At 44.1% G+C, this 21,612-nt stretch carries 20 protein-coding genes and 1 tRNA gene; 14 read left to right on the top strand and 7 right to left on the bottom strand.

What is annotated here, in order from left to right:
* Positions 1 to 62: 62 nt before the first annotated feature.
* The gene (locus ACQKC9_RS01785; protein ID WP_427620272.1) at positions 63 to 470 is read left to right on the top strand and encodes a hypothetical protein; all 408 of its coding nucleotides are present in this window, start codon (positions 63 to 65) and stop codon (positions 468 to 470) included.
* Positions 471 to 597: 127 nt separating this feature from the next.
* Here ACQKC9_RS01785 and ACQKC9_RS01780 read toward each other — a convergent pair whose 3' ends face one another.
* From ACQKC9_RS01780 to ACQKC9_RS01765, 4 genes are read right to left on the bottom strand one after another with little or no spacing between them, the layout of a single operon-like run.
* Positions 598 to 918, bottom strand: a complete 321-nt coding sequence (locus ACQKC9_RS01780; RefSeq protein WP_427620271.1) for a hypothetical protein — start codon at positions 916 to 918, stop codon at positions 598 to 600.
* 10 nt (positions 919 to 928) lie between these two features.
* Positions 929 to 1,222, bottom strand: a complete 294-nt coding sequence (locus tag ACQKC9_RS01775) for a hypothetical protein (protein WP_427620270.1) — start codon at positions 1,220 to 1,222, stop codon at positions 929 to 931.
* On the bottom strand, positions 1,219 to 2,463 hold the full coding sequence (locus ACQKC9_RS01770; RefSeq protein WP_427620269.1) for a tyrosine-type recombinase/integrase: 1,245 nt from the start codon (positions 2,461 to 2,463) through the stop codon (positions 1,219 to 1,221). Before ACQKC9_RS01770 ends, ACQKC9_RS01775 begins: the two co-directional genes overlap by 4 nt.
* An 18-nt stretch (positions 2,464 to 2,481) precedes the next feature.
* Entirely contained in the window at positions 2,482 to 2,697 is a 216-nt protein-coding gene (locus ACQKC9_RS01765; protein WP_011513303.1) for a hypothetical protein, read from the bottom strand.
* A gap of 196 nt (positions 2,698 to 2,893) precedes the next feature.
* Between ACQKC9_RS01765 and ACQKC9_RS01760 the strand changes: the two genes are divergently transcribed.
* Positions 2,894 to 3,118: a helix-turn-helix domain-containing protein gene (locus tag ACQKC9_RS01760; protein ID WP_193008784.1), complete on the top strand. Its 225-nt coding sequence runs from the start codon at positions 2,894 to 2,896 to the stop codon at positions 3,116 to 3,118.
* Between the two features lie 438 nt (positions 3,119 to 3,556).
* On the opposite strand, the gene ACQKC9_RS01755 is transcribed toward ACQKC9_RS01760, so the two are convergent.
* Positions 3,557 to 3,631, bottom strand: a tRNA-Gly gene (locus ACQKC9_RS01755).
* A 260-nt stretch (positions 3,632 to 3,891) separates the two neighbouring features.
* Between ACQKC9_RS01755 and ACQKC9_RS01750 the strand changes: the two genes are divergently transcribed.
* The 3 genes from ACQKC9_RS01750 (at position 3,892) to ACQKC9_RS01740 (ending at position 8,156) form a co-directional block, all read left to right on the top strand.
* Positions 3,892 to 5,562: an alpha-keto acid decarboxylase family protein gene (locus ACQKC9_RS01750; RefSeq protein WP_427620268.1), complete on the top strand. Its 1,671-nt coding sequence runs from the start codon at positions 3,892 to 3,894 to the stop codon at positions 5,560 to 5,562.
* Between the two features lie 189 nt (positions 5,563 to 5,751).
* Positions 5,752 to 6,087 carry a GlpM family protein gene (locus ACQKC9_RS01745; RefSeq protein ID WP_224737711.1) on the top strand — a complete coding sequence of 112 codons (336 nt, stop codon included), beginning with the start codon at positions 5,752 to 5,754 and terminating at the stop codon, positions 6,085 to 6,087.
* A 278-nt stretch (positions 6,088 to 6,365) separates the two neighbouring features.
* Positions 6,366 to 8,156: a potassium/proton antiporter gene (locus ACQKC9_RS01740; protein WP_201607887.1), complete on the top strand. Its 1,791-nt coding sequence runs from the start codon at positions 6,366 to 6,368 to the stop codon at positions 8,154 to 8,156.
* A gap of 16 nt (positions 8,157 to 8,172) precedes the next feature.
* On the opposite strand, the gene ACQKC9_RS01735 is transcribed toward ACQKC9_RS01740, so the two are convergent.
* Positions 8,173 to 9,075 carry a LysR family transcriptional regulator gene (locus ACQKC9_RS01735; protein ID WP_427620267.1) on the bottom strand — a complete coding sequence of 301 codons (903 nt, stop codon included), beginning with the start codon at positions 9,073 to 9,075 and terminating at the stop codon, positions 8,173 to 8,175.
* Between the two features lie 208 nt (positions 9,076 to 9,283).
* On the opposite strand from ACQKC9_RS01735, the gene speB reads away from it, so the two are divergent.
* The 9 genes from speB to ACQKC9_RS01690 all read left to right on the top strand — a co-directional run bounded on the left by speB (position 9,284) and on the right by ACQKC9_RS01690 (position 20,909).
* Positions 9,284 to 10,252: an agmatinase gene (gene speB, locus ACQKC9_RS01730; protein ID WP_057760617.1), complete on the top strand. Its 969-nt coding sequence runs from the start codon at positions 9,284 to 9,286 to the stop codon at positions 10,250 to 10,252.
* Positions 10,253 to 10,391: 139 nt separating this feature from the next.
* Positions 10,392 to 11,738 (top strand): purine-cytosine permease family protein, encoded by a 1,347-nt coding sequence (locus ACQKC9_RS01725; protein ID WP_427620266.1) that lies wholly within the window; start codon positions 10,392 to 10,394, stop codon positions 11,736 to 11,738.
* Positions 11,735 to 12,535 (top strand): carbon-nitrogen hydrolase family protein, encoded by an 801-nt coding sequence (locus ACQKC9_RS01720; RefSeq protein ID WP_427620265.1) that lies wholly within the window; start codon positions 11,735 to 11,737, stop codon positions 12,533 to 12,535. The genes ACQKC9_RS01725 and ACQKC9_RS01720 overlap by 4 nt, the downstream gene beginning before the upstream one ends.
* Positions 12,532 to 13,275, top strand: coding sequence for an MBL fold metallo-hydrolase (locus ACQKC9_RS01715; RefSeq protein ID WP_427620264.1), 744 nt, complete (start codon positions 12,532 to 12,534; stop codon positions 13,273 to 13,275). Before ACQKC9_RS01720 ends, ACQKC9_RS01715 begins: the two co-directional genes overlap by 4 nt.
* A 92-nt stretch (positions 13,276 to 13,367) precedes the next feature.
* Positions 13,368 to 15,089, top strand: coding sequence for a 5-guanidino-2-oxopentanoate decarboxylase (locus ACQKC9_RS01710; protein ID WP_427620263.1), 1,722 nt, complete (start codon positions 13,368 to 13,370; stop codon positions 15,087 to 15,089).
* A gap of 104 nt (positions 15,090 to 15,193) precedes the next feature.
* Complete coding sequence (gene dld, locus ACQKC9_RS01705; protein WP_427620262.1) at positions 15,194 to 16,996, top strand: D-lactate dehydrogenase; 1,803 nt, start codon at positions 15,194 to 15,196, stop codon at positions 16,994 to 16,996.
* Entirely contained in the window at positions 16,977 to 18,383 is a 1,407-nt protein-coding gene (locus ACQKC9_RS01700; protein WP_057760612.1) for a YjiH family protein, read from the top strand. The genes dld and ACQKC9_RS01700 overlap by 20 nt, the downstream gene beginning before the upstream one ends.
* Positions 18,384 to 18,538: 155 nt before the next feature.
* Positions 18,539 to 20,050 carry an aldehyde dehydrogenase family protein gene (locus tag ACQKC9_RS01695; RefSeq protein WP_427620261.1) on the top strand — a complete coding sequence of 504 codons (1,512 nt, stop codon included), beginning with the start codon at positions 18,539 to 18,541 and terminating at the stop codon, positions 20,048 to 20,050.
* 247 nt (positions 20,051 to 20,297) lie between these two features.
* Complete coding sequence (locus ACQKC9_RS01690) at positions 20,298 to 20,909, top strand: TetR/AcrR family transcriptional regulator (RefSeq protein WP_427620260.1); 612 nt, start codon at positions 20,298 to 20,300, stop codon at positions 20,907 to 20,909.
* A gap of 44 nt (positions 20,910 to 20,953) precedes the next feature.
* Here the strand turns inward: ACQKC9_RS01690 and ACQKC9_RS01685 are convergent, their stop codons facing one another.
* Positions 20,954 to 21,580, bottom strand: a complete 627-nt coding sequence (locus ACQKC9_RS01685) for a CDP-alcohol phosphatidyltransferase family protein (protein WP_427620259.1) — start codon at positions 21,578 to 21,580, stop codon at positions 20,954 to 20,956.
* Between the last annotated feature and the right edge of the window lie 32 nt (positions 21,581 to 21,612).

Here is a 21,612-nt window from a genome sequence, read left to right as displayed (position 1 = left end):
GACGGCTGGATATCCTTGTGGTCGAGGCTGTACTTCTCCTGAATCATTTGGAGGTAAATAAAATGTTTAAAGATTTTGATAATTATTTATTGTCTTCTTTCTCAGAAGACTATTGGTCCGATGAAGGCATTAGCTTTGCTGAAGTCAAACTTTGCGAGTTCTCAAACGAGGATTGGTTGACTATAAATAACGATTGGAGAGATCGAGATTCTTTCTGGTTGATCAGATGTGCTGATGTCTTAGGAGACTTTAACGATTCAAAATCTATGAACTTATTACTAAGTTTTTTAAGCGTAGATAATGTTGAAGTACAAATAGCAGCACTAGATTCTATCAATTCGTTATTAAGCATGGGTATGATTACCAAAGATTTTGATATGGATTTGATTAGTAAGATCAAAAAAATTAAATCATCAAGTATAGTGGTAAATGCTATGTTGAATTCGTTAGATAATAAACTGAAAAAGTAAAAGATTTCTCATTATACTAAAAGGACTGAGTCCTCTGCAATACAGAACTCAGTCCTTGAAATAAACTTAAACCGTCGAAGATTTGGGGGTCAGTTCAAAGCTGTCTGGCTTTTTGGATAATTAATGCTCATTTGTTTGCTTGATCTGTCCGCCATAAAGCATGCTCACATATTGTGCATAACCAACTATTTTTTGCCCGCATATAAGGGATGTCGGCAGGTACTTCAATTGGACAAGCATAGCCGCAGTATTCACATACAACATCGTCCAAGTAGGCATAACACTGAGCGATTGTCTCAAACAGTATTTGAGGACTTACCTCATACTTTTCACAAAGCGTCTGCACATGTTTAATAAAGCCGCTCTGATTATCATATGCCCAGTAATCCTCACATATTTTGATATCATATGGGCTCTGCGTCATATTAGGCTGAAGTTTTATACTCATAATACTCTCCTCAGTAGCTGCCATAGTCAGAGTGCGGTAGTAGCTCATAAAGCTCGCTTTGAAGCTGACTGCGCATATCTTCTACAAAGTACCCATCCTGAGCATCCAAGCGCTTCTGCACCCACACACGCATCGCCATATCGTTATTAAAGCAGTGTTTCACTCCCAAGAAGCGTGCTAGGTTATAACCCGATGAAACGTACAACTCACGCATCAATGCATTGGCGATAAGGTTTGCATCTACACTGATTGCACCATCCCGTTTAAACTCACCAAACAGATGCTCATAATTGATGATTTTCATTGCAACGTCTCCTTGGCAGCCTGTATGTTCGTGATTAGCCCTTCACTGTCAGAGCTATTCGATGCGCTGATTAGCTTCTCCTTGCTAGCTAACAGCAAGTTATCCATCGCTGAGCCATCTTGACGGGTAATATCAGGCACATAACGGCTATACACCCGAAACAGCATCTCCGTACTGCTATGACCCATCTGACGAGCTATCCACTCGGGATTCTCACCAGCAGCGAGCCAAAGCGTCGCTGCGGTATGCCGAGTCTGATAAGCACGTCTATGTTTAAGACCGAGTAGGGCAAGCGTGGGTTTCCATATCCGTCTATTCACATTACGGTACTCCATTGGATTGCCTTGTGAATTGCAAAACACAAACTCTGACTTACCAAAGGTACGAGTCTTTTGCTCCAGTAAGGCGTCATACACTAACTGTGATATTGCAATATCACGCTGTGAGCCTAATGTCTTCGTCGGACCCATCTCACCATTGACTAACGCTCCTCTGATGCTGATTTCACGCCGATCAAAGTTAATGCAGTCCCATTTCAGCCCATCAATCTCACTGGTACGCATTCCTGTAAAGAAGCGAATAGTGTAGTAGGGCTTATAGTCAGCTCGAACATGCTTTAAAATCAGCCATACCTCAGCCAATGTAAAAGGGTTTACATCCGGACGAGCTTGTTTAAGATTCTTAATATTTTTATAAGGCATCTCAAACTCATGGCGATCTGATGCTTCTTCTAGTATCATACGAAGTAGTATCATAATCTGATTGATTCGTGCTACTGACAGACTTGACTGACCATCTTTACCGTAACGAACTTTGGCGAGGGAGCTACGGAAGGTCAGCAAGTCTGATTTTTTTATGGCATGTACCGCTTTACCACCAAACTCAGGTAAGAGATACTTATCTAGAATAATCTTTATTTTTTGCCGATAGCTCGGTCGCCATTCAATCTTCCTCTCCTCAAAAAACGTTTTCGAAAACTCCTTAAAGGTCGGATTGCGACTGATACAAGCTTCTGCTCTATCAGCCAGTGCCGTCATCTCCTGTGCTCGTTCACTTTTTGGAAAGTAAGCAGCATAGTCAAAGATGCCTAAAGTTATTTCTGCTTCCATTTTTTTCATGACTTGCGCTAATTTTTTACGATTAGCTGGGTTGTCTTCTAAACTGGTCTTTTCTCGACAGCGCTTACCTAAGTAGCGGAAGTCAACGACCAGCTTACCAAACCGTCCTCGCATAGTAGCCATAGTAAATCTCCTTATTTTTTATTGAAGTGCCATACCGTTGATAGCGCTCATAACCGGCTTGCACATATCTTCTTCGATACGTTCCCATACATACAGAATCTTACGACCACCAAACGGGCGTATGTAGTGAATGTTTTCAATCAAAACGGTGTCTTTCATTTGATTGCGGATAGTACGTGCGTCGTACTTGATGCGTTCGGCTAACTCATCAGTTGTTAAATAAGTATTACTCATAGTATTTACCTCTTTTCAGTTATTAAGTCATTGCATTAAGTGATAGAATAAAAATTATTTTATCAACCTGTAAAAATGCATCTTGAAGGAATCAGTTAAGATTTACCCGCTTAGAGGTAATTAATAACCGATTTGTGTAATATATTACCTTTTTACTGCAATGTAAAGCATTTTTACCCGAAAAGAGGTAATTTTTATGATCGTGTCTAAACTTCCTGTTATTTTGGCAGAGAAAAAATTGCGTGTAGCAGATGTTGTAAGAGCAACAGGCATGAGTAAATCAACCCTTCATAAACTATATAATGAAGAGTCATCAAGAATTGATTTCAATACTATCGACCAGTTATGTGAGTTTTTAGACGTGCAGGTGGGTGACTTGTTTATCTATAAGCCAAATAAAGATGTGGGTGACCAGTCCTGAAGACTTATAAAACTGGAAATACATGAGTAGAGAAACAGCTGTATAGCCTTATATACAAGGCGCTTCAAAGTATAAAATTAAGGTTGGGGTTATTTTTTATATTTACTTTTTCATGATTTGGTCACGTTTTGGTCACGTTTTGGTCACGCTATGAGCTAATTGTAAAAAAGCAGTGGAAAAGGAAAAGTGATACTAAGAAAATATTTTTTAGCATCGCTTCTTATAAAGGTAGGAATAGTAAGTTGGGGTCAATTACAAAAACAGTGTTTATAGCGTGGGCACGAAATGGTCACGTTTTGGTCACGGTGCTGATTTCGAGACCTATATCTCGTTAGATTAACTTAATAATTTGATTGGGAAATAAGATATAAAAACGCTGTAACCCTTGAAAATTAGACAAAAAAAAGCCTCACTGTTAAGTGAGGCTTTTTAAGTATTTGGAGCGGGAAAAGAGATTCGAACTCTCGACCCCAACCTTGGCAAGGTTATGCTCTACCACTGAGCTATTCCCGCTAATTATCAATTAACTATCGTCAGTTGATGAAGGCGTATTATACGCAGTTTTTTTATTGTGTCAACACCTATGACGAAAAAAATTAAAGTTATTAAAATAGGCATGTCTTCTGGCCATAGATATATGTTATAACGGTTTATTATAATATGTATTCCAAAAGCTTTGTAGTACATAAATAAGCTGGGACGCACTTTATAATTTAACCTCAATCACATTCACAATTATCAATACTTACAAAGATAAGTCATAAGGATAAAAAATGAGTCAACAATATACCATCGCTGATTATTTGTTTGATCGTGTCGCAGAAGCGGGTGCATCTGAGATATTTGGCGTACCTGGTGATTTTAACTTAACTTTTTTGGATAACGTTCTCGCCTCTGATAAATTGCGCTGGGTAGGTAACACCAATGAGCTAAATGCTGGCTATGCTGCCGATGGCTATGCACGCGAGCGTGGGTTTGCCGCTATGGTGACGACCTTTGGTGTAGGCGAACTATCAGCGATTAACGCAACTGCAGGTTCTTTTGCTGAGTACGCGCCGGTATTGCATATCGTAGGTGCGCCAAGCACAGCGCTACAAGACTCAAAGCGCCGTATTCATCATTCGCTTGGTGATGGCGTATTCAACCATTTTATTAAGATGGTCGAGCCAGTGACGGTAGCCCGTGCGCAGCTTACTCCTGAAAATGCTGCTTCAGAAATTGATAGAGTAATTCGCTTGATTCTCAAAAAGCATCGCCCAGGTTACTTACTATTATCACCAGACGTTGCGCGCCAGCCTATCTATCCACCAACGACCAAGTTGATCGATAGCCAAGAAGATATTACCAGCCAAGCGGCATTATCAGATTTTAAGCAAGCACTAACCGAGTTTTTGCCAAACAAGACCACGACATTAATGGCAGATTTGATGGTGCATCGTTTGGGATTGCAGTCACAGCTCAAAGCATTGATCGCTGATACAGATATTCCTTATACCACGCTATCTTGGGGCAAGACGCTACTTGATGAAAATAGTGATCGTTGGGCAGGCACTTATGCGGGTGTTGCCTCACGTCCAATTGTGAAAGATGCGGTAGAAAACTGCGAATGCCTTATCAAAGTAGGGGTGCAATACACTGACACTACAACCGCAGGGTTTAGCCAAGATATCAATGAAGATGTGGTCGTAGACTTGCACTATGAGCGTGCTTCTATCAGTGGTAAGAACTTTGCACCGATTGCGCTAAAAGATGCGTTGCAAGCCCTGCATGAAGTGATGACCTCTGACATTGATATCGTACCAAAACCTTTCTGTGAAGAAGTTAAGCCGCACGAACAAAAAGGCAAAGATAGTGAGGCTATCCGCCAAGATGATTTATGGCATATTATCGCTGACCGCTTAGATCACAATAACTTGGTGTTTTCTGAACAAGGGACGGCCTATTTTGGTATTAGTGATGTGCGTCTGCCAGAAGGGGTGACATCATATGGGCAGCCGATGTGGGGCTCAATTGGCTACACGTTGCCTGCCAGCTTGGGCGCCGCAATCGCATCGCCAGATAAGCGCAGTGTATTATTGATTGGGGACGGTTCAGCATTGCTAACGATCCAAGAGCTAGCGGTCATGATTCAAGAGCGCATCAACCCTGTAATCGTCTTAATCAATAATGATGGCTATACGGTAGAGCGCGCAATTCATGGCGAAAACCAATACTATAACGATATCCCTAAATGCGATTGGCAAATCATGCCGCGAGCGTTCGGCGCGACAGAAGAAAATAGTGTACTACTCAAAGCAAAGACGGCAGGCGAGCTAAAATCTGCTTTTGACAAAGCTGCTGCGACTACCGATAAGCTTATAATGATTGAGGTGATTGCAGACAAGCATGATATCCCACCATTGCTAGCAGACATCAGCGCGGCACTAAAACCAAAAAAGGACTAAGTCATTCGCAAAAGCGTACTGAATAGAAGTAACAGCCCCATTTAGCAACTTAGCTAGATGGGGTTTTTGCATTTTTTTATCATACGGATTAATTAATCAGCGATTGCTCTTATGTCAGTTTACAGACTTTAGTATCATGGCGGATTGGGCTACGTTCAGCCTTTATAGTCAACAGGAGACAGACCCGTCGTGATTTGGTTAAAAATGCTTATCGGCGCATTGATGGTACTGGCGATTCAAATGTTCGCCCAAACCCGATTTTTCTATTTGGCGGCACTTGCGCCACTATTTCCCACCTTTACGTTAATTAGTCACTTTATCGTTGGTACTGAGCGCAGTCCCGCTGATTTAAAGGTCGCGCTGATATTCAGTATGCTTGGTGTCATACCGCACTTGATTTATACCTTTGTGGTGTTTTTTAGCATCAGTTATATGAGTTTATACAAGGCACTGCTATTAGGTGTGGTCGCTTGGACAGTTGCGGCTGCGATTCTGGTACTGACATGGCAATACATTCAAGGTTAAGTAATATTAAGACATAGAGGTTTTCAACACAGTAATAGTATTTTACAAGCTTCACTTTGATATTTGAACTTTTTTTATTGAAGTATTTTTATTGATTTAGTATTGGCTGCTAGTTCTGATGGTGATGCTAATATCATCATAAATAATTGTCATTCATATTTTGAATAATGGCCGCTTATGATAGGCTCACTGGTGTAATATCTCCTAACAGCAAGATAACGAAAACCCCATCGCAATCAATTACTATTCTTAATAATAAAAAATAGGGCTCAAAAAAAATGGATACCTTAAATATCCTGTATCTCGTAGGCGCAGTACTAATTTTCGCCAGTATCATGGCGAGTACATTGTCGGCGCGCTTAGGCGTACCATTGTTGTTGCTGTTTTTGATAGTGGGTATGTTGGCAGGCGAGCAGGGTATCTTGGGTATTGAGTTCTCTCAATATGCGCTAGCCAATTTCGTTGGGCAGGCAGCCTTAGCCTGTATCTTGCTAGATGGTGGTTTACGTACGTCCTTTAAATCGTTTCGAGTAGGGCTAAAACCTGCGATTACGCTGGCCACGTGGGGTGTGTTGGTCACGGTCATGGTGCTAGGGGTCTTCGTCACTTGGCTACTTGATGTCGATTGGCGCTTTGGTTTACTGATGGCAGCGATTGTCGGCTCAACCGATGCAGCAGCGGTATTTTCTCTATTACGTAATGGCGGCGTCAAGCTTAACGACCGTGTGCAAGCCACGCTTGAACTTGAGTCTGGTGCCAACGATCCCTTGGCTATTTTATTAGTCACTGGTTTGATTGCCTTAAATGTTGATCCTGATGGTCAGACAGTATTCGGCTTTTTAGTTTTATTGCTACAGCAGCTGAGCTTTGGGCTAGGGATGGGCTTGTTATTCGGTTATTTCTTATCCCGATTATTGCCCAAGGTACATTTGGCAGAAGGCATGTACGCTATTTTGATTCTCTCTGCTGGCTTGGCTGTGTTCGCCGCGACCAATCTCATTGGCGGCAGTGGATTTTTGGCGGTATACCTCACTGGTGTGTTAATCGGCAACCACAAGGTGCGCTCGACAGAGCATGTCATGCGAGTGATGGACAGCTTTGCTTGGCTGTCGCAGGCCGTGCTGTTTGTGGTATTGGGACTATTGGTCACTCCGTCAAACGTCCTCAATGTCTGGCATTATTCGGTTGCAATCGCGCTCTTTATGATCTTTGTCGCGCGTCCTATTGCCGTCTATACCAGCGTAAAACCTTTCAAATTTAAAGACAGAGAGATTGGGTTTATCTCTTGGGTTGGTTTGCGCGGTGCAGTGCCTATTACCTTGGCAATTTTACCCGTCATGGCTGGGATAGATAACGCCTTTATGCTGTTTGATATTGCCTTTGGCGTCGTGGTTCTGTCGTTGATTTTGCAAGGCACAACCATCCCGACGATGGCCAATCTGTTTAAGGTACGTATTCCAACCAATAAAGACCCAAAAGAGGAGCATGAAGTCTGGGTATCCGATAAGGCCAGTATCACGCTGTATGAGTTTGAGGCAAAGTCGGGCGCATTTGCCATTGGGCGTCATCCTATGGGTATCTCCAAAGGTATCAATCCAGATGAAATCAGTGTCTTTGCGCTAGTCCGTAATCAGCAAATCGTAGTAGTCGATGACAATACAAAGCTAAAATTCGGCGACAGTGTCTGGTATGCGATGAGAGGTAATCACGCGAGCAAAATCGCCAAGATTTTTAATGACACGACACTAGATCGCAAAGCTATCGATGATTTCTATGGCGATTGGTTGCTATCACCGAGTGTCAAACTTGGAGATTTGCCGTTTTTTACAGGAATTATGGCGTCTGAGACACTGGTAAAAACACTCAAAACGTCCGATGAAGACAGCGCAAAAAACATGTGGGAGCAGACGGTGGCCGAGTACGTTAAATCACATTTAGGTACCGCGCCAGTGTCGGGCGATACCGTTGTGGTGAGTGACGAGTGGTCATTGGTTATTAAGGAAGTCGATGACAAAGGGAAGCTAAGAACCATTGGTCTAAAGTACCAACAACCGTCTGCAATAGTGTAATAAACCTAGTGGTATCTTATAGCAAATTCATCATCTTATTCAAAAAGTCAGCCGCTTGTTTAGGCTGATTTTCTCTATATGCCCAATGGTGCTCGACATCATAGCTTGCCTCATCAGGCAGTAGTATTTTCATCAGTCCCATACCCTCATAACGCTTCGCTAAATCACGCGGCAAGTAGCCAATATGGTGACCCGCAAGGATAAGCTGCGCTGTCGCCTCCATATGATAAGTAGTCGCGCTTAATGTCTTGGGGCGAATATGATTGATATGGTGTTCTACCACATAGCCTCTTTTTATCCACGGATAGTTCTGTTCTAAATCTTCAAAAGTTAATCCGTCTGAGTTGTAAAATAGCCTATGCTCGCGTCCACAGCAGACCACTTGTTTTTCAACAAATGCTGGCTTAAAGGTCAGTAAAGGTGGAAAGCTGCCAAAATAACCCACGCCAATGTCACTCTCGTTACTCAAGAGCTTTTCTAACATGCTCTCAGGGCTTTGTACGTCGATAGAAAAGTGTATTAACGGGTTATTACGGTAGCTGTTGGCTAGACGTTGTCTAAGCGCATCATAAAAAAACTTGGGCATCTGATCAATCAAGCAAAGTCTGATGTGCCCGCCATGAACTGAGTCTAATTGTTTAATGTAATGCAGCTGATGTTGAAAGCTGGCGACTGATTCGGTAAAGCCCAAACATGCCTCGTAAACAGCGGCACCGTCCTCTGTGAGCTTAAATCCTGCTCGACCACGGTGACACAGCGTCATTCCTAAGCGATCTTCTAAGTGGGTTAAGTGTCCACTGATCACAGAAGTAGTGACATTCAAACGCGACTGGGCGGCCGTCACGCCTTGGCACTCTACGATAGCCATAAAGCTGCGTAGTGTTTTGATGTCTATCTTTATCAGTTCATCCAATATCAAAAGCAGCTCCTCATTTATCAATCAATATCATCTTTTAATCGATACTTCTTTTCATAAACTTCTGATAGCGACCTATAAGCGCACTTTACTACGAAAAAATAGAAGTTTACTTCTAAATTTTACCATGGTTCCTTCTCTTATATTTATGTATTGTCAATGGCATGTAGCAAATTGTGTACTTAAACCAAATAGAACAAGGAAGTAACTTATGACATTCAATCAACCATTAAGCGGCAACGATATGCCAAGATTTGGCGGTTTCGCTTCTATGATGCGTCTGCCAACTCAAGCCGATGCTGAAGGGTTAGATGTGGCGTTTGTTGGCGTACCTTTGGATATTGGTGCATCCAACCGTAGCGGTGCAAGATTGGGTCCTAGACAGATTCGTGATGAGTCAAGAATGATTCGTCCCTACAATGTGGCCACTCGCGCTGCACCTTTTGAGTCATTACAAGTCGCTGACATCGGCGATGTGCCTATCAATACCTTCAACCTGCTAAAAAGCGTTGATATCATCGAAAAATTCTATACCGATAAAATTGTCAAACATGGCGCGATTCCTCTAACACTAGGCGGTGATCATACTATCGCGTTGCCTATCCTGCGTGCACTTGCCAAAAAACATGGCCCTGTCGGTATGGTGCATATCGATGCTCATGCTGATATCAATGATGATATGTTTGGCGAAAAAATCGCTCATGGTACGCCGTTCCGCCGCGCTGTTGAAGAAAACCTTATCGATGGTAATCGTGTGGTGCAGATTGGTCTACGTGGTACAGGCTATAGCGCTGAAGAGTTTGACTGGTCAACTGAGCAAGGATTCCGTGTGGTACCTGCTGAGGAGTGCTGGTACAAATCGCTAACACCGCTTATGGCTGAAGTACGTGAAAAGCTAGGTGATGGTCCTGTTTACTTGAGCTTCGATATCGACGGTATCGATCCTGCATTTGCCCCAGGTACGGGCACCGCTGAAATCGGCGGCTTGACCTCTACTCAAGGTATCGAAATCATTCGCGGTATGCGCGGCCTAGATGTGGTGGGTGGGGACTTAGTTGAAGTGTCACCACCGTATGATCCATTTGGTAACACCTCGGTATTGGCAGCGAACTTATTGTTCGAAATGCTATGCATCCTGCCGGGCGTACGCTATGACGACAAGGTTAAGGCGGTTTACTAGTCGTTATGTCTTAACATGATAACCATAAAAGGAATGGGTTATTGACAATCTCTTATTGGTTAGATGTGGAGCATAAAGTAGCTTTATCGGCACCAGTGCAATGACTGGTATTAATATAACTCGGTTAAGGAAGACACTAATGAGTAAACCTTCTTCATTTTTTGGTCAAGATACCCTTTCTCCAAATGAAGCTGGACACAGTTTGGGTTCAATTGGTACGTTTGCGCTGTGGTTCGGTGCCAATATCGTCGTCACGACCATTTTAACCGGGATGCTATTGGTACCAGATCTACGATTTACCACTGCTATTACGACCGTACTCATTGGTTCTTTAATCGGTGCAATTCCACTGCTTTTGGTTGGCTTGATGGGCCAGCGTACCGGCCTACCATCGATGGCGCTGACACGTAGAGCTTATGGACCACTTGGTAGCCAGTTGATTTCACTGGTAAACATGGGTGTGCTCATTGCGTGGAGCTGTATTCAGGCGCTGCTCGCTGGCATGAGTCTGAACTATGCGATTGAAGCGACCACAGGTTATAGTAACCTGCCACTATTTGTGATCTTGTGCGAGACCGTCGTGGTGCTAATTGTGCTACGCGGTCACCTCGGTATTGAGCTTGTCGAACGTTGGGCGGCACTAGCCATGGCCGCGCTTACGGTTGTCGTACTTTATCAGCTAAACCAACATTATGATGTATCGACACTGTTTGAGATGCCAGTTGAATCACGTAATGGTATTACGCTAGGTATCGCGTTTGATATCGTCATTGCCACTGCGTTCTCTTGGATGTCTTCAGCAGCTGATTACAACCGTAACTGTAAAACTTCAAAGATTGCCGTATGGGGTACTTACTTTGGCTACATCATGGCGGCTATCGTTGCTATGGGTTTGGGTGCGACGATATCAGGGCTTTCTATCTTAAACGGTATGGAACAGACTTACGACCCGACTCGTCTACTTGCTGACTTTGGTTTTGGCCTGCCAGCTGCGCTAGTTATCTTCTTTTCAGTCATGACAACCAATGTAATGGCAGTCTATAGCGCAACGCTATCCTGCATGAACATCGCTCCTAACATGAGCTTTTGGAAACCTGCACTTATCATTGGTTTGGTCACTATCTTTGGGGCGCTGATACCAGGTATTTTAGACCAGTTCCAAAACTTCTTATTGATCGTAGGTGCACTATTTATCCCAGCATTTTCAGTCATGATTGTCGATTATTATCTTGTTGGTCAAGAAGGCTACACCGCAAGACTGCTTGACTCTACCAAACAGTTAGGCCGTCCTACGGCAAAGATTGCTATCGCAGCATATCTAATCGGTGCAGCGCTTGCCGCATACTGGACTTTGATAGCGCCTCCATCTTTCGGTGCTTCATTACCTGTCTTTATTATTACTGGTGGACTTTACTGGTTAGGTGCGACTTTGTTTACTCGTCCTAGTAGCGCTGTCACTTCAGCTCAAAAGGAGCCGTCATTATGAAATTGATGGTTGCTCAAACCAATCCTTTACTGGCTGAAGCGACGGCCAATCTAGAAGCTTTAGAGTCGCTTTGTCGCCTAGCAGTAGAGGCAAAAGTAGATCTGCTCGCGTTGCCAGAGCTTGCATTCACAGGCTACAACATCTTTGAGCATCTTGATCACTTAGCGCAAACTATCGATGGTCCAATTGTCACTGAAGCAGCGAGACTTGCTGATAAATATAACTTGCATCTATTGTTTGGTCTCGCTGAGCGCCAGTCTAATGGTGAGTTAAGCAACTCTGCCATACTGCTAGATGACAATGGGCAGCACCTTGCGACTTATAACAAGCGTCATTTATGGGAGCGTGAAAACGAGTTCTTTACAGCAGGTAAAAAATCTTGTGTGGTTAATACTCGATTTGGCAAATTAGGTTTAATGATTTGCTACGATAATGAGTTCCCAGAGGTGGCAAGAGAGCTAGCTCAAGCAGGCGCAGAGGTCATCCTGTCACCTACAGCAAATATGTTGCCAAATGCAGAGCGTCAAGTACTGCAAATTCGCGCTCGTGCCATGGACAATCAATGCTTTGTTGCTTGTATCAACCGCTCAGGCGTAGAAGATACCCTTCATTACTGTGGCAATAGCATCGTCGCTGGTCCCGATGGTGAGGTAATCGGAAGGCTTGGTTTGACCGCTGGCACGATGATAGTAGATATCGATCTCGCCCGTATTGATGAAAGTCGCACGCATCAAAATTATCTTAAGGATCTGCGTGCTCTTAAAGATACTCATGTCGTTAATGGAGCTGACTTATGAGTGAGCAGTCATTACCTCGAATCAAGTCAGAAAACTGGTATCGAACCACCACGCTCAGTGACGGAATCACACTTATCGATGAGCCATGGATTAAGCCGTTTTTTCGCTGTAATTTGTGGCACGTACGGGGTGGTGAACGTGATTTATTAGTAGATTTTGGGTTAGGTGCTGTACCATTGCGCCGCCATGTCGCTTTGCTCGCTGATCGCGATATCGTTGGTGTAGCCAGTCACACCCATTTTGACCACATTGGCGCAGCAAATGAGTTTGACTGCTGTCATGTCCATTCTGCTGAAGCACACATCCTAGCTGAACCAGACAATACTCGTACTTTGGCAGATATGTTTGTCAACGATGAGATGTTTGACGCGCTACCGCCTGAACCTTATGCCCATTGCGGTTATAAAATTGCTGCACCAGCGAAAATTATGCAGCTTGAAGACGGTGACGTGATTGATTTGGGCAATCGTCAGTTTGAAGTAATTCATACGCCTGGCCATTCTCCAGGTGGTATCGCCTTGTGGGAAGCGGCTAGCGAAACGCTGATTTCTGGTGACCTTATCTATGATGGCCCATTAATTGAAGATACGTGGCACAGCAATATGTCTGACTACGCTAAGAGCATGCGCCGCTTAAATGCACTACCAGTGCGAGTCGTTCATGGTGGTCATTTCCCTAGCTTTTCAGGTAAACGCTTAAACATCATGATTGATGATTGGTTACGGCACCATGATTTGTAATGAATAGCACTCAATAACGATTAAAAATAAACCATTAGCCAATATAAAAATTTTAACTTAATACTAATTATATTTTTTAGGATGACTGACCCATGACCCAATTGACGCAAACGCCTTCTTCTTTGTCTGACACATCATCATTGACCTGCGGTGAGCTATTAGTGCAGTGGCTAGAGTATTATGGTGTAGAGACCGTTTTTGGTATCCCTGGTGTGCACACGGTAGAGCTGTATCGCGGTCTGCCAAATACCAATATCCGTCATGTGACACCGCGTCATGAACAAGGCGCTGGGTTTATGGCGGATGGCTATTACCGTGCCTCTGGCAAGGTTGGCGTATGTTTTATCATCACTGGCCCTGGCATGACCAATATCATGACGGCGATGGCGCAAGCACTGGCTGATTCGATACCGATGCTAGTGATTTCTAGTGTCAATAAAGTCAAAGACACGGGTAGTGGCGAAGGGCATTTGCATGAGTTGCATGATCAGCAAGGCATGATTAGTAAAGTAGCATTGACGAGCAAAACCATCTGGCAACCTGAATCGCTACCGAAAGTCATTGCAGAAGCTTTTGCTTTATTTAACGGTGCACGTCCGGGGCCAGTACATATTCAGCTACCTATTGATGTCATCACTGCTGATGCTAGCCATGTTGCTAAGCCATCTAGTTTAAATGCTGTAGCAAATAGCGAAGTTGGTACAAATAGTGTGAGCCTACCGCAGGTCACAAGACCATTGCCGAATCCTACGCAATTAGACCTAATCGTACAGTCATTAAAAACCGCGAAAAATCCTGTAATACTTTATGGAGGCGGCTGTGTCGATGTCGATCAAGATGCACAACGATTGGCAGAGCTGATAGATGCGCCAACGTTTTTGACGATTAATGCCAAAGGCTTGCTGCCACCTGGCCATCCATTAAGTTTGGGTAGCAACCAGTCGTTAGACGCAGGCCGAGCCGTGATTACCGAGGCGGACTGGGTGTTAGCGATTGGTACTGAGCTTGGTGAGACTGACTATGATGTGTTCTTTAATGGTGGGTTTAAAATCAACGGCACGCTGGTACGTATCGACTGTGATGCTCAGCAATTGCAGCGTCCATTTAGAGCAGATATTGCGGTACTGTCCGACGCACAGATGGCGATTAGTGGTTTATGTGATCGCTTAGAAGGCCAGGCATTCGAACATCATGCATTATCACGTGTCAATGAGGCCAAACAAGCCATCTTAAAGGATGTAACGACAGACTTTGCGGGTCAAAATGCCTTACTAAAGCTGATTAGAGATGAGGTGGAAGACGTCATTTTCGTTGGTGATTCAACGCAGCCTGTCTATAGCGGCAATCTTGGTCTTGAAGCCTTGGCGACGCGTAAATGGTTCAACTCATCGACGGGTTTTGGCACATTAGGCTATGGTTTGCCTGCTGCTATTGGGGCCATGGTTGGCTCAAATCTACCCGTCGTCAGTCTAATGGGTGATGGCGGTATTCAGTTCACGATTGCCGAGCTCATCTGCGCCGCCGAGCTTGAGCTACCATTGATTGTTTTGCTATGGAACAACCAAGGCTACGGTGAGATTCGTCGTTACATGGAAGAGGGCGGTTTACCACTAATTGGCGTCAACATCAAAACACCAAACTTTGAGCCATTAGCAGCAGGGTTTGGCGCTGGCTATCGTAGAATCACCGATAAGCAGCAATTGCTAGACGCATTAAAGACAGACACGAAAGGTAAACAGCCGATTATTTATGAGATTGATGAAGCAGATGACTTTCTAAAAGAAATGGCTGAGACAGTGACTTATTTTAGTTAAAGTAATACTGGCGCTAATGCCACGGATAATCACGAGACCGATAGTCACAGTTCTAAAAAACGACATAAAAATGACAAACGCTGATTACGCAAGGAAGCACGTTCATGACGCCAAATGCTAGAGAAATGTCAAAAAGTAGACATGAGCAAATGCTGCGTTTGTTGACGGAGCTTGCTGCTGTCGTTGGTACGACCAATGTATTGACAAAACCTAGCCAACAGCAGTCTTATGTGCAAGGTGCGATTGAGGCTATCACAGACGCTACCGTCGCAGTTGTGATACCGCACTCTCTTGTGGCACTATGGCGCGTCATTAATATCTGTGCCGCTGCCGATGTGATTATCATTGCTCAAGCAGCCAATACAGGCCTAACAGGTGGCTCAACGCCGAATGGAGATTATGACAGGCCGCTAGTCGTAATCTCTATGCAGTTATTGGGCGGTGTGCATTTACTTAATGATGCAGCAGAACTGGTTGCTTTGCCAGCCGCTACTTTGCAGCAATTAGAGTCCACCCTTGCGCCATTAGGGCGTGAGCCGCATTCAGTATTGGGCTCTAGTTGCGTGGGTGCATCGGTGATAGGCGGAATCTGTAATAGCTCGGGCGGGATGTTGGTGCAGCGTGGACCTGCCTATACTGAGATGTCTCTATTTGCCAGACGCAATGCATCAGGAGCGTTTGAGTTAATCAACCATCTAGGCATTGAGTTGGGGATGCAGCCAGAGGAAATGCTAGAGAACCTGCAAGCTGGCACGTTTAATAAGGTCTCAAATAGTACGAGCAACAGTAACGCCTGTACCAACCATCATTATCAACACAAAGTCCGTGATTGTGAGGCAGAGACACCTGCTCGATTTAACAATGATCCCAGCGGCCTGTACGAAGCTTCTGGTTCAGCTGGCAAGGTCATCGTATTTGCGGTGAGGGTAGCGACCTTTGCCAGACCTAAGCAAGAGAAAACATTTTATATCTCGACCAACGACGCTGATACTTTAACCACACTTAGAAAACAATGGTTAAAAAGAGAGTTGAAATTGCCCGTGTTGGCTGAGTATATGCATAAAAACTATAACGACATCACGATGTACTATGGCCGAGACACTTGCTTGAGCATGCGTAAGCTTCCTGCTAGTAAGATAGGGTCGCTGTATCGACTGCAAGCAAAGATTGGCTACTATCTGGATAAGTGGCATCTCCCAAAGACGCTGCCAGATCGGGTATTACAGATGACATCTAGGTTTATGCCGCCGTCATTACCAGCCACTTTGACCACGCAGGCACTCTCATATAAATACCATTTGATTATAAAAGTCGCAGATGGTTTTGATCCAGATTCTAATAAAAACGACGGCAACAATATCGCCGCTGCGCAGGATTTTTTGCAAGACTATCTACAGCAATATCAAGGTGCGCTGCATGTATGCACAGAGCTTGAATCGCAATCGTTATTGGTATTTCGCAGTGCCGCGACCGCTGCCATGTTCCGTTATCATAATTTAAATCAAGACAAATTTGGCGAGCTGCTATCGACCGATATTGCCTTACCTAGAAATGCCGTAGATTGGGACGAGACTCTACCTGAACACTTGCAAGAACAAGTCAGTAAAACCTTTTATCTGGGGCATTTTTTCTGTCATGTCATGCACCAAGACTATTTATTAAAACCTAAGACCAATGTCAAGCAATTCAAGGATGAGCTGCTGGCATTTTATGATAAGCGTCATATTGAGTACCCTGCTGAGCACAACGTGGGGCACGTATATCCTGCTAAAACTGAGCTACATTATTTTTATAAAAAACTGGATCCAACCAATTCGCTTAACCCAGGTATTGGTCAGACAGAGAAATGGAAAAACTGGCAATCATCGCCCATTAAGGAGAAATTAAATGACGAGTTATATGGATAAGTCGCAGCAGCCGATTTTAGGGAATAATACGGTTGATCCAGAGACGCCAAAAGCAGGACAGTGGCGTGCAGCAATGTGGAAGTTCCTATTGTTTTCAGCACTGGGTATTGCACTTTTTATCATACCGTTTGAGTGGGATGGTAAAGTCACAATTTTATTAGGTGTATTGACCGATACGCTACAAACCGTGTTAGGTGGATTTGTGGCCTATATTGCGATGGCGATAGTGACTATCTCCGCTCTTGGTGCACTGGCAGTCAAAGCGTTAAAGCCCAATTTGCATGAAGATTCACTGGTAAAAAAGCTCTTTGATGTTGATTGGTTTTGGCTGTCCACGCGTTTTTTAGGTATGTTGTTTGTTTGGATGATTTTCCTACAAGTCGGCCCCGAGTTTATTATCAATCGTAATACGGGCGGCGTCATTTTCGAAGATTTGATTCCTATTTTGATTCCGTTGTTTTTCTTTGCCATTTTATCGCTGCCATTTTTGACTGATTTCGGCTTGATGGAGTTTTTAGGTACCTTAGCCAGTAAAGTATTTATCAAACTCTTTAAACTGCCTGGTCGTTCTGCTGTCGATGCAATGTCTTCTTGGTTTGGTGCAGCGTCTATCGGCTTGCTAGTCACCATGCAAGAGTATGACAAAAGCTTCTACAGTCAACGTGAAGCCGCCATTATCGCGACCACATTTTCCGTCACTTCTATTGCCTTTACCTATGTGGTTGCCAAAACCATCGGTGTAGACAATAACTTCGTCTTCTTTTATCTGACCATTGCGCTAACCGGTTTTATCGCTGCGATCATTATGCCGCGTATTCCGCCGCTATCACTCAAGCCTGATACGTATCACTCGGGCAAAAGCATGCTAGACGAAGGCATCCCTGCTGAATACACAACGTACCAATGGGCAGTTAATCGTGCGGTTACTCGCGCGCATTCTATGCCTAGCTTAGGTAAAGTGTTCAAACGCAGCGTACACAATCTGTTTGATATCTACTTTGGATTGATTCCGGTTATTTTTGCGATTGGTACCATCGGTCTTGGCTTAGCAGAGTACACGCCAGTCTTTAATTGGCTTGCGACACCACTTGTACCACTACTTGAGTGGTTACAGATTCCAGAGGCGGCAAAAGCTGCACCTGCCATGATTATGGGCTTTGCAGATATGTACTTGCCAGCGCTAGTCGGCAAAAGCATTGAAAGTGAGATGACACGATTTATCGTTGGTGCTGCTTCAATTACTCAGATTATCTACATGTCTGAAGTAGGTGCGCTGATTTTGAAATCAAATATTAAGCTAAATGTGTTAGAGCTATTTTTAATCTTTATCCTTCGTACGCTTATCAGTTTGGTAGTTATCACATCAGTGGCGCACCTACTGTATTAGTGGCGCATCTAGTATTAACAGGACATCGAGCCTGACGATAATATGCAAATGGTCGGTTTTTCTGTAGTCAGTTAAGCCGACCATTTAGCCAATCACGTTACGGACGTTACGCACATAAAGAAAATTTGATCAAAAATATAAGGTGATTGACCATTATGGAAATGCTGAACTCTACAGATTTAACCAGAGAAACTGCCATACAAACGGCTCAAAACGAAGTTGTACTCAATGCCGCTTATATCAATGGTGACTGGGTTACGATTGAAGCAGCTGTGACCTATCCTGATCATTCAAATATCCAAGCGTTGTATGATCCAAATTCAGGCGAGGTAATTGCAACGACGCGCTTATGCACCAGTGCCCATGTAGAGCAGGCAGTTGAAGCGGCTGATGAAGCGTTTGCTAGCTGGTCACAGACTAGTGTAAGTGAGCGTGCCCGCTATCTAAATGCGATTGCAGACTCTATGGAGCAGCAATTCGATAAGTTGGTTGGGCTGTCTGTATTAAACAACGGCAAACCAATTGAAGAGGCGAAGATAGACGTCGGGGACGCCATTGCTTGCTATCGCTACTATGCCAATCTCATCACAGATCAGGCAACGTGGTCTAAGGTCTCAACGCCTGAGTCGGGTATTCGTTTGTTAAAGACATACTCGCCAGTAGGTATTTGTGCGCTGATTACCCCTTGGAACTTCCCAATGGTGACGACTTCTTGGAAGTTGGCCCCTGCGCTAGCGGCAGGTTGTACCGTGCTATTAAAACCGTCTGAAGTGACATTATTACCAGAGCTTATGCTAGGTAATATCTTATCTGAGATTGGCTTGCCAAAAGGAGTGATTAATATCTTACCGGGTGCTGCTGAAGTGGGCACTGCGATGACCAGTCATCCGCTGATTGACAAAGTATCGTTTACAGGCAGCAATATAGTAGGCGAAAAGGTGATGGTTCAAGCAGCAAAAGGCATCAAAGACATTAGCCTAGAGCTTGGCGGTAAGTCTCCCATCGTGGTATGCGCAGATACTGATATTGATTACGCTTGCGATTTAATCATTGGCGGTATATTTACCAATGCAGGTCAGATATGCTCGGCCACTTCGCGTTTGGTTGTCCATCAAGATATCGCTACACAGCTGTTTGACGTATTAAAAGTCAAAACGGAAAGTTTGCAAATTGGTGATGGTTTTGCGACAGGGACGCAAATGGGTCCATTGGTTAGCAAGCAACAACTGAATCAAGTTAAGAAATTCTTTGATATTGCGACAGCTGAAAATCTGGACTGCTTAACCGGTGGTGAGTTATTAGAAGCATCTGGCTATTTTGTAAAGCCAACTATCTATACGAATGTGCCAACGACCAGTCAATTATGGATGGAAGAAGTGTTTGGCCCTGTATTAGTCTGTGCAACCTTTACTGACGGTGCAGAGGCTATCCGTCTAGCTAATGATAGTAAGTTTGCTCTAGCAGCAACCATTGTGAGCCCCGATGAGACTGCTGCGCTTGAGATGGCGCTACAAATCAAAGCTGGGCATATCTGGATTAACGAGCAACAAATCGTACTGCCAGAAGCAGGCTGGGGCGGGTTCAAACACAGCGGTATCGGCCGTGAGTTGGGCGGTGATGGTTTGTCCGCTTATCAGAAGAGCAAACATGTATTGTTGACCGATTAATTGGATTTCAATTAGATTGTCACTAGCCACTGTAGAGACCATTTACTAGCTATCAGCATGACTGTTGAATGATTGTAGAGTGATTGTTGATAGCTAGGTCGCGCTCTAGCATTACGTTTGTTTACCAGACCGTTTCTTATATTAACTTTACTGTCGCACCCATTCAGGATAATATTGAGCAATCATTCAAGTTTTATAGCCGTGCCCATTTTTATATGAGGTCACGGCTTTTTAAATGGGGCACATTATGTCACGCACCGCACTTTACAACCGTCATGACGCCTTGGAGCGTGCGCTACAGCTTTTTTGGCAAAAGGGTTTTCATGCCACGTCTCTAAAAGACATCGAACAAGCACTCGATATGCGCCCAGGTAGTATCTATGCCGCTTTTGGTAATAAAGAAGGACTGTTTCAAGAAGCGCTAGAATACTATGCGCGTTTAGGATTGACTGAGCTTGAGCGAGTATTGAGCCATCATAAAACGCCTTTATTAGGCCTTGCCGCTTATATACGTCAGCTTGGCGGGATTCGTGATAAGGCGTTACCGAGCCGAGCCTGTATGTTGGTCAAAAGCTTACTAGAGCTGGGCGCGCGTGAGCAAACAGCGTTAACCAAGGTGGAAATGCTGTTGGCAGGCATGGAGACGCGATTTATAGAATGCTTTAAGGAAGCGCAGAATGTATGTGAGATGGATAGTGAGCTTGATCCGGTTAGACTTGGACGTCGCCTACAGGCAGAAGTCATGGGGCTGCGTGCCTTTGCACAGCGTGACATAGAGAGCTCGACGGTACACGCCCTTGCTGAAGATATGGCCTTATCTATAGAAGCACTGCGACTCGATGATTCGGTAAATGCTTAGCGGTATGATGGCTGGGTTTTGATATGGCGTATATCTTCAGACGATTACTTGGTAGATTCAAGCTGCTTGAGGGTATGATACCCACCATGTATACGAGTAAAAATAGTAACAGCACAAGCAGTAGCAAAGATACCAGCAAGTAGCACAAAATGTTGCGGCCAAATACAAAGAGCAATAAAAAGAGCAATGGTCTCGGTGCCTTCGGTGAGGCCGTTGAGATAATAAAAGCTTTTATACTTAAACTGAGGCTTGTCTAATTGAAACTTTTCTGCAGAAATCGCAAAAGCCAAAAAGCTCGAACCTGTACCGATAAATGCCGCTAATAACAACGCGCCTGCAATAGCATTTTGTTCAGGGTTAGCCAAAATAAACCCGAACGGCACAGCGGCATAAAACAAAAAATCGAGGGTGATATCTAAGTAGCCGCCAGCGCTTGAGCTTTGCTGTGCATAGCGTGCCATTGCGCCGTCCAGCCCATCAAAGATACGATTCAATATAATCGCGGCCAATGCGCCATACCATAGCTCAAATGCCAGTAGTGGCAGGGCCAGCATCCCAATCAAAAATCCCACTACCGTCAGCTGATCAGCAGTAACGCCGAGCTTATGCAATGTCGCTACTATTGGGGTTAGCAGCGGCTTGATAACGGGCGTGATAAACTTATCTAACATGCGAGCTGCCTTTTGTATTTTGCTTATTTTGA

The sequence above is a fragment of the Psychrobacter sp. NPDC078409 genome, from assembly GCF_050268505.1.
Lineage (GTDB): Bacteria > Pseudomonadota > Gammaproteobacteria > Pseudomonadales > Moraxellaceae > Psychrobacter.
Note: the sequence above shows the minus strand (reverse complement) of the source record. Positions and strands in the feature narration are given on the sequence as shown.

Excerpts from the sequence above, each read along its gene's own strand:
- ACQKC9_RS01775 (WP_427620270.1), bottom strand. The coding sequence starts at position 1,222 with ATGAAAATCATCAATTATGAGCATCTGTTTGGTGAGTTTAAACGGGAT.
- ACQKC9_RS01750 (WP_427620268.1), top strand. The coding sequence starts at position 3,892 with ATGAGTCAACAATATACCATCGCTGATTATTTGTTTGATCGTGTCGCA.
- ACQKC9_RS01740 (WP_201607887.1), top strand. The coding sequence starts at position 6,366 with ATGGATACCTTAAATATCCTGTATCTCGTAGGCGCAGTACTAATTTTC.
- ACQKC9_RS01765 (WP_011513303.1), bottom strand. The coding sequence starts at position 2,697 with ATGAGTAATACTTATTTAACAACTGATGAGTTAGCCGAACGCATCAAG.
- ACQKC9_RS01770 (WP_427620269.1), bottom strand. The coding sequence starts at position 2,463 with ATGGCTACTATGCGAGGACGGTTTGGTAAGCTGGTCGTTGACTTCCGC.
- ACQKC9_RS01760 (WP_193008784.1), top strand. The coding sequence starts at position 2,894 with ATGATCGTGTCTAAACTTCCTGTTATTTTGGCAGAGAAAAAATTGCGT.
- ACQKC9_RS01720 (WP_427620265.1), top strand. The coding sequence starts at position 11,735 with ATGAAATTGATGGTTGCTCAAACCAATCCTTTACTGGCTGAAGCGACG.
- ACQKC9_RS01700 (WP_057760612.1), top strand. The coding sequence starts at position 16,977 with ATGACGAGTTATATGGATAAGTCGCAGCAGCCGATTTTAGGGAATAAT.
- speB (WP_057760617.1), top strand. The coding sequence starts at position 9,284 with ATGACATTCAATCAACCATTAAGCGGCAACGATATGCCAAGATTTGGC.
- dld (WP_427620262.1), top strand. The coding sequence starts at position 15,194 with ATGACGCCAAATGCTAGAGAAATGTCAAAAAGTAGACATGAGCAAATG.
- ACQKC9_RS01715 (WP_427620264.1), top strand. The coding sequence starts at position 12,532 with ATGAGTGAGCAGTCATTACCTCGAATCAAGTCAGAAAACTGGTATCGA.
- ACQKC9_RS01785 (WP_427620272.1), top strand. The coding sequence starts at position 63 with ATGTTTAAAGATTTTGATAATTATTTATTGTCTTCTTTCTCAGAAGAC.
- ACQKC9_RS01685 (WP_427620259.1), bottom strand. The coding sequence starts at position 21,580 with ATGTTAGATAAGTTTATCACGCCCGTTATCAAGCCGCTGCTAACCCCA.
- ACQKC9_RS01695 (WP_427620261.1), top strand. The coding sequence starts at position 18,539 with ATGGAAATGCTGAACTCTACAGATTTAACCAGAGAAACTGCCATACAA.
- ACQKC9_RS01780 (WP_427620271.1), bottom strand. The coding sequence starts at position 918 with ATGAGTATAAAACTTCAGCCTAATATGACGCAGAGCCCATATGATATC.
- ACQKC9_RS01725 (WP_427620266.1), top strand. The coding sequence starts at position 10,392 with ATGAGTAAACCTTCTTCATTTTTTGGTCAAGATACCCTTTCTCCAAAT.
- ACQKC9_RS01690 (WP_427620260.1), top strand. The coding sequence starts at position 20,298 with ATGTCACGCACCGCACTTTACAACCGTCATGACGCCTTGGAGCGTGCG.
- ACQKC9_RS01710 (WP_427620263.1), top strand. The coding sequence starts at position 13,368 with ATGACCCAATTGACGCAAACGCCTTCTTCTTTGTCTGACACATCATCA.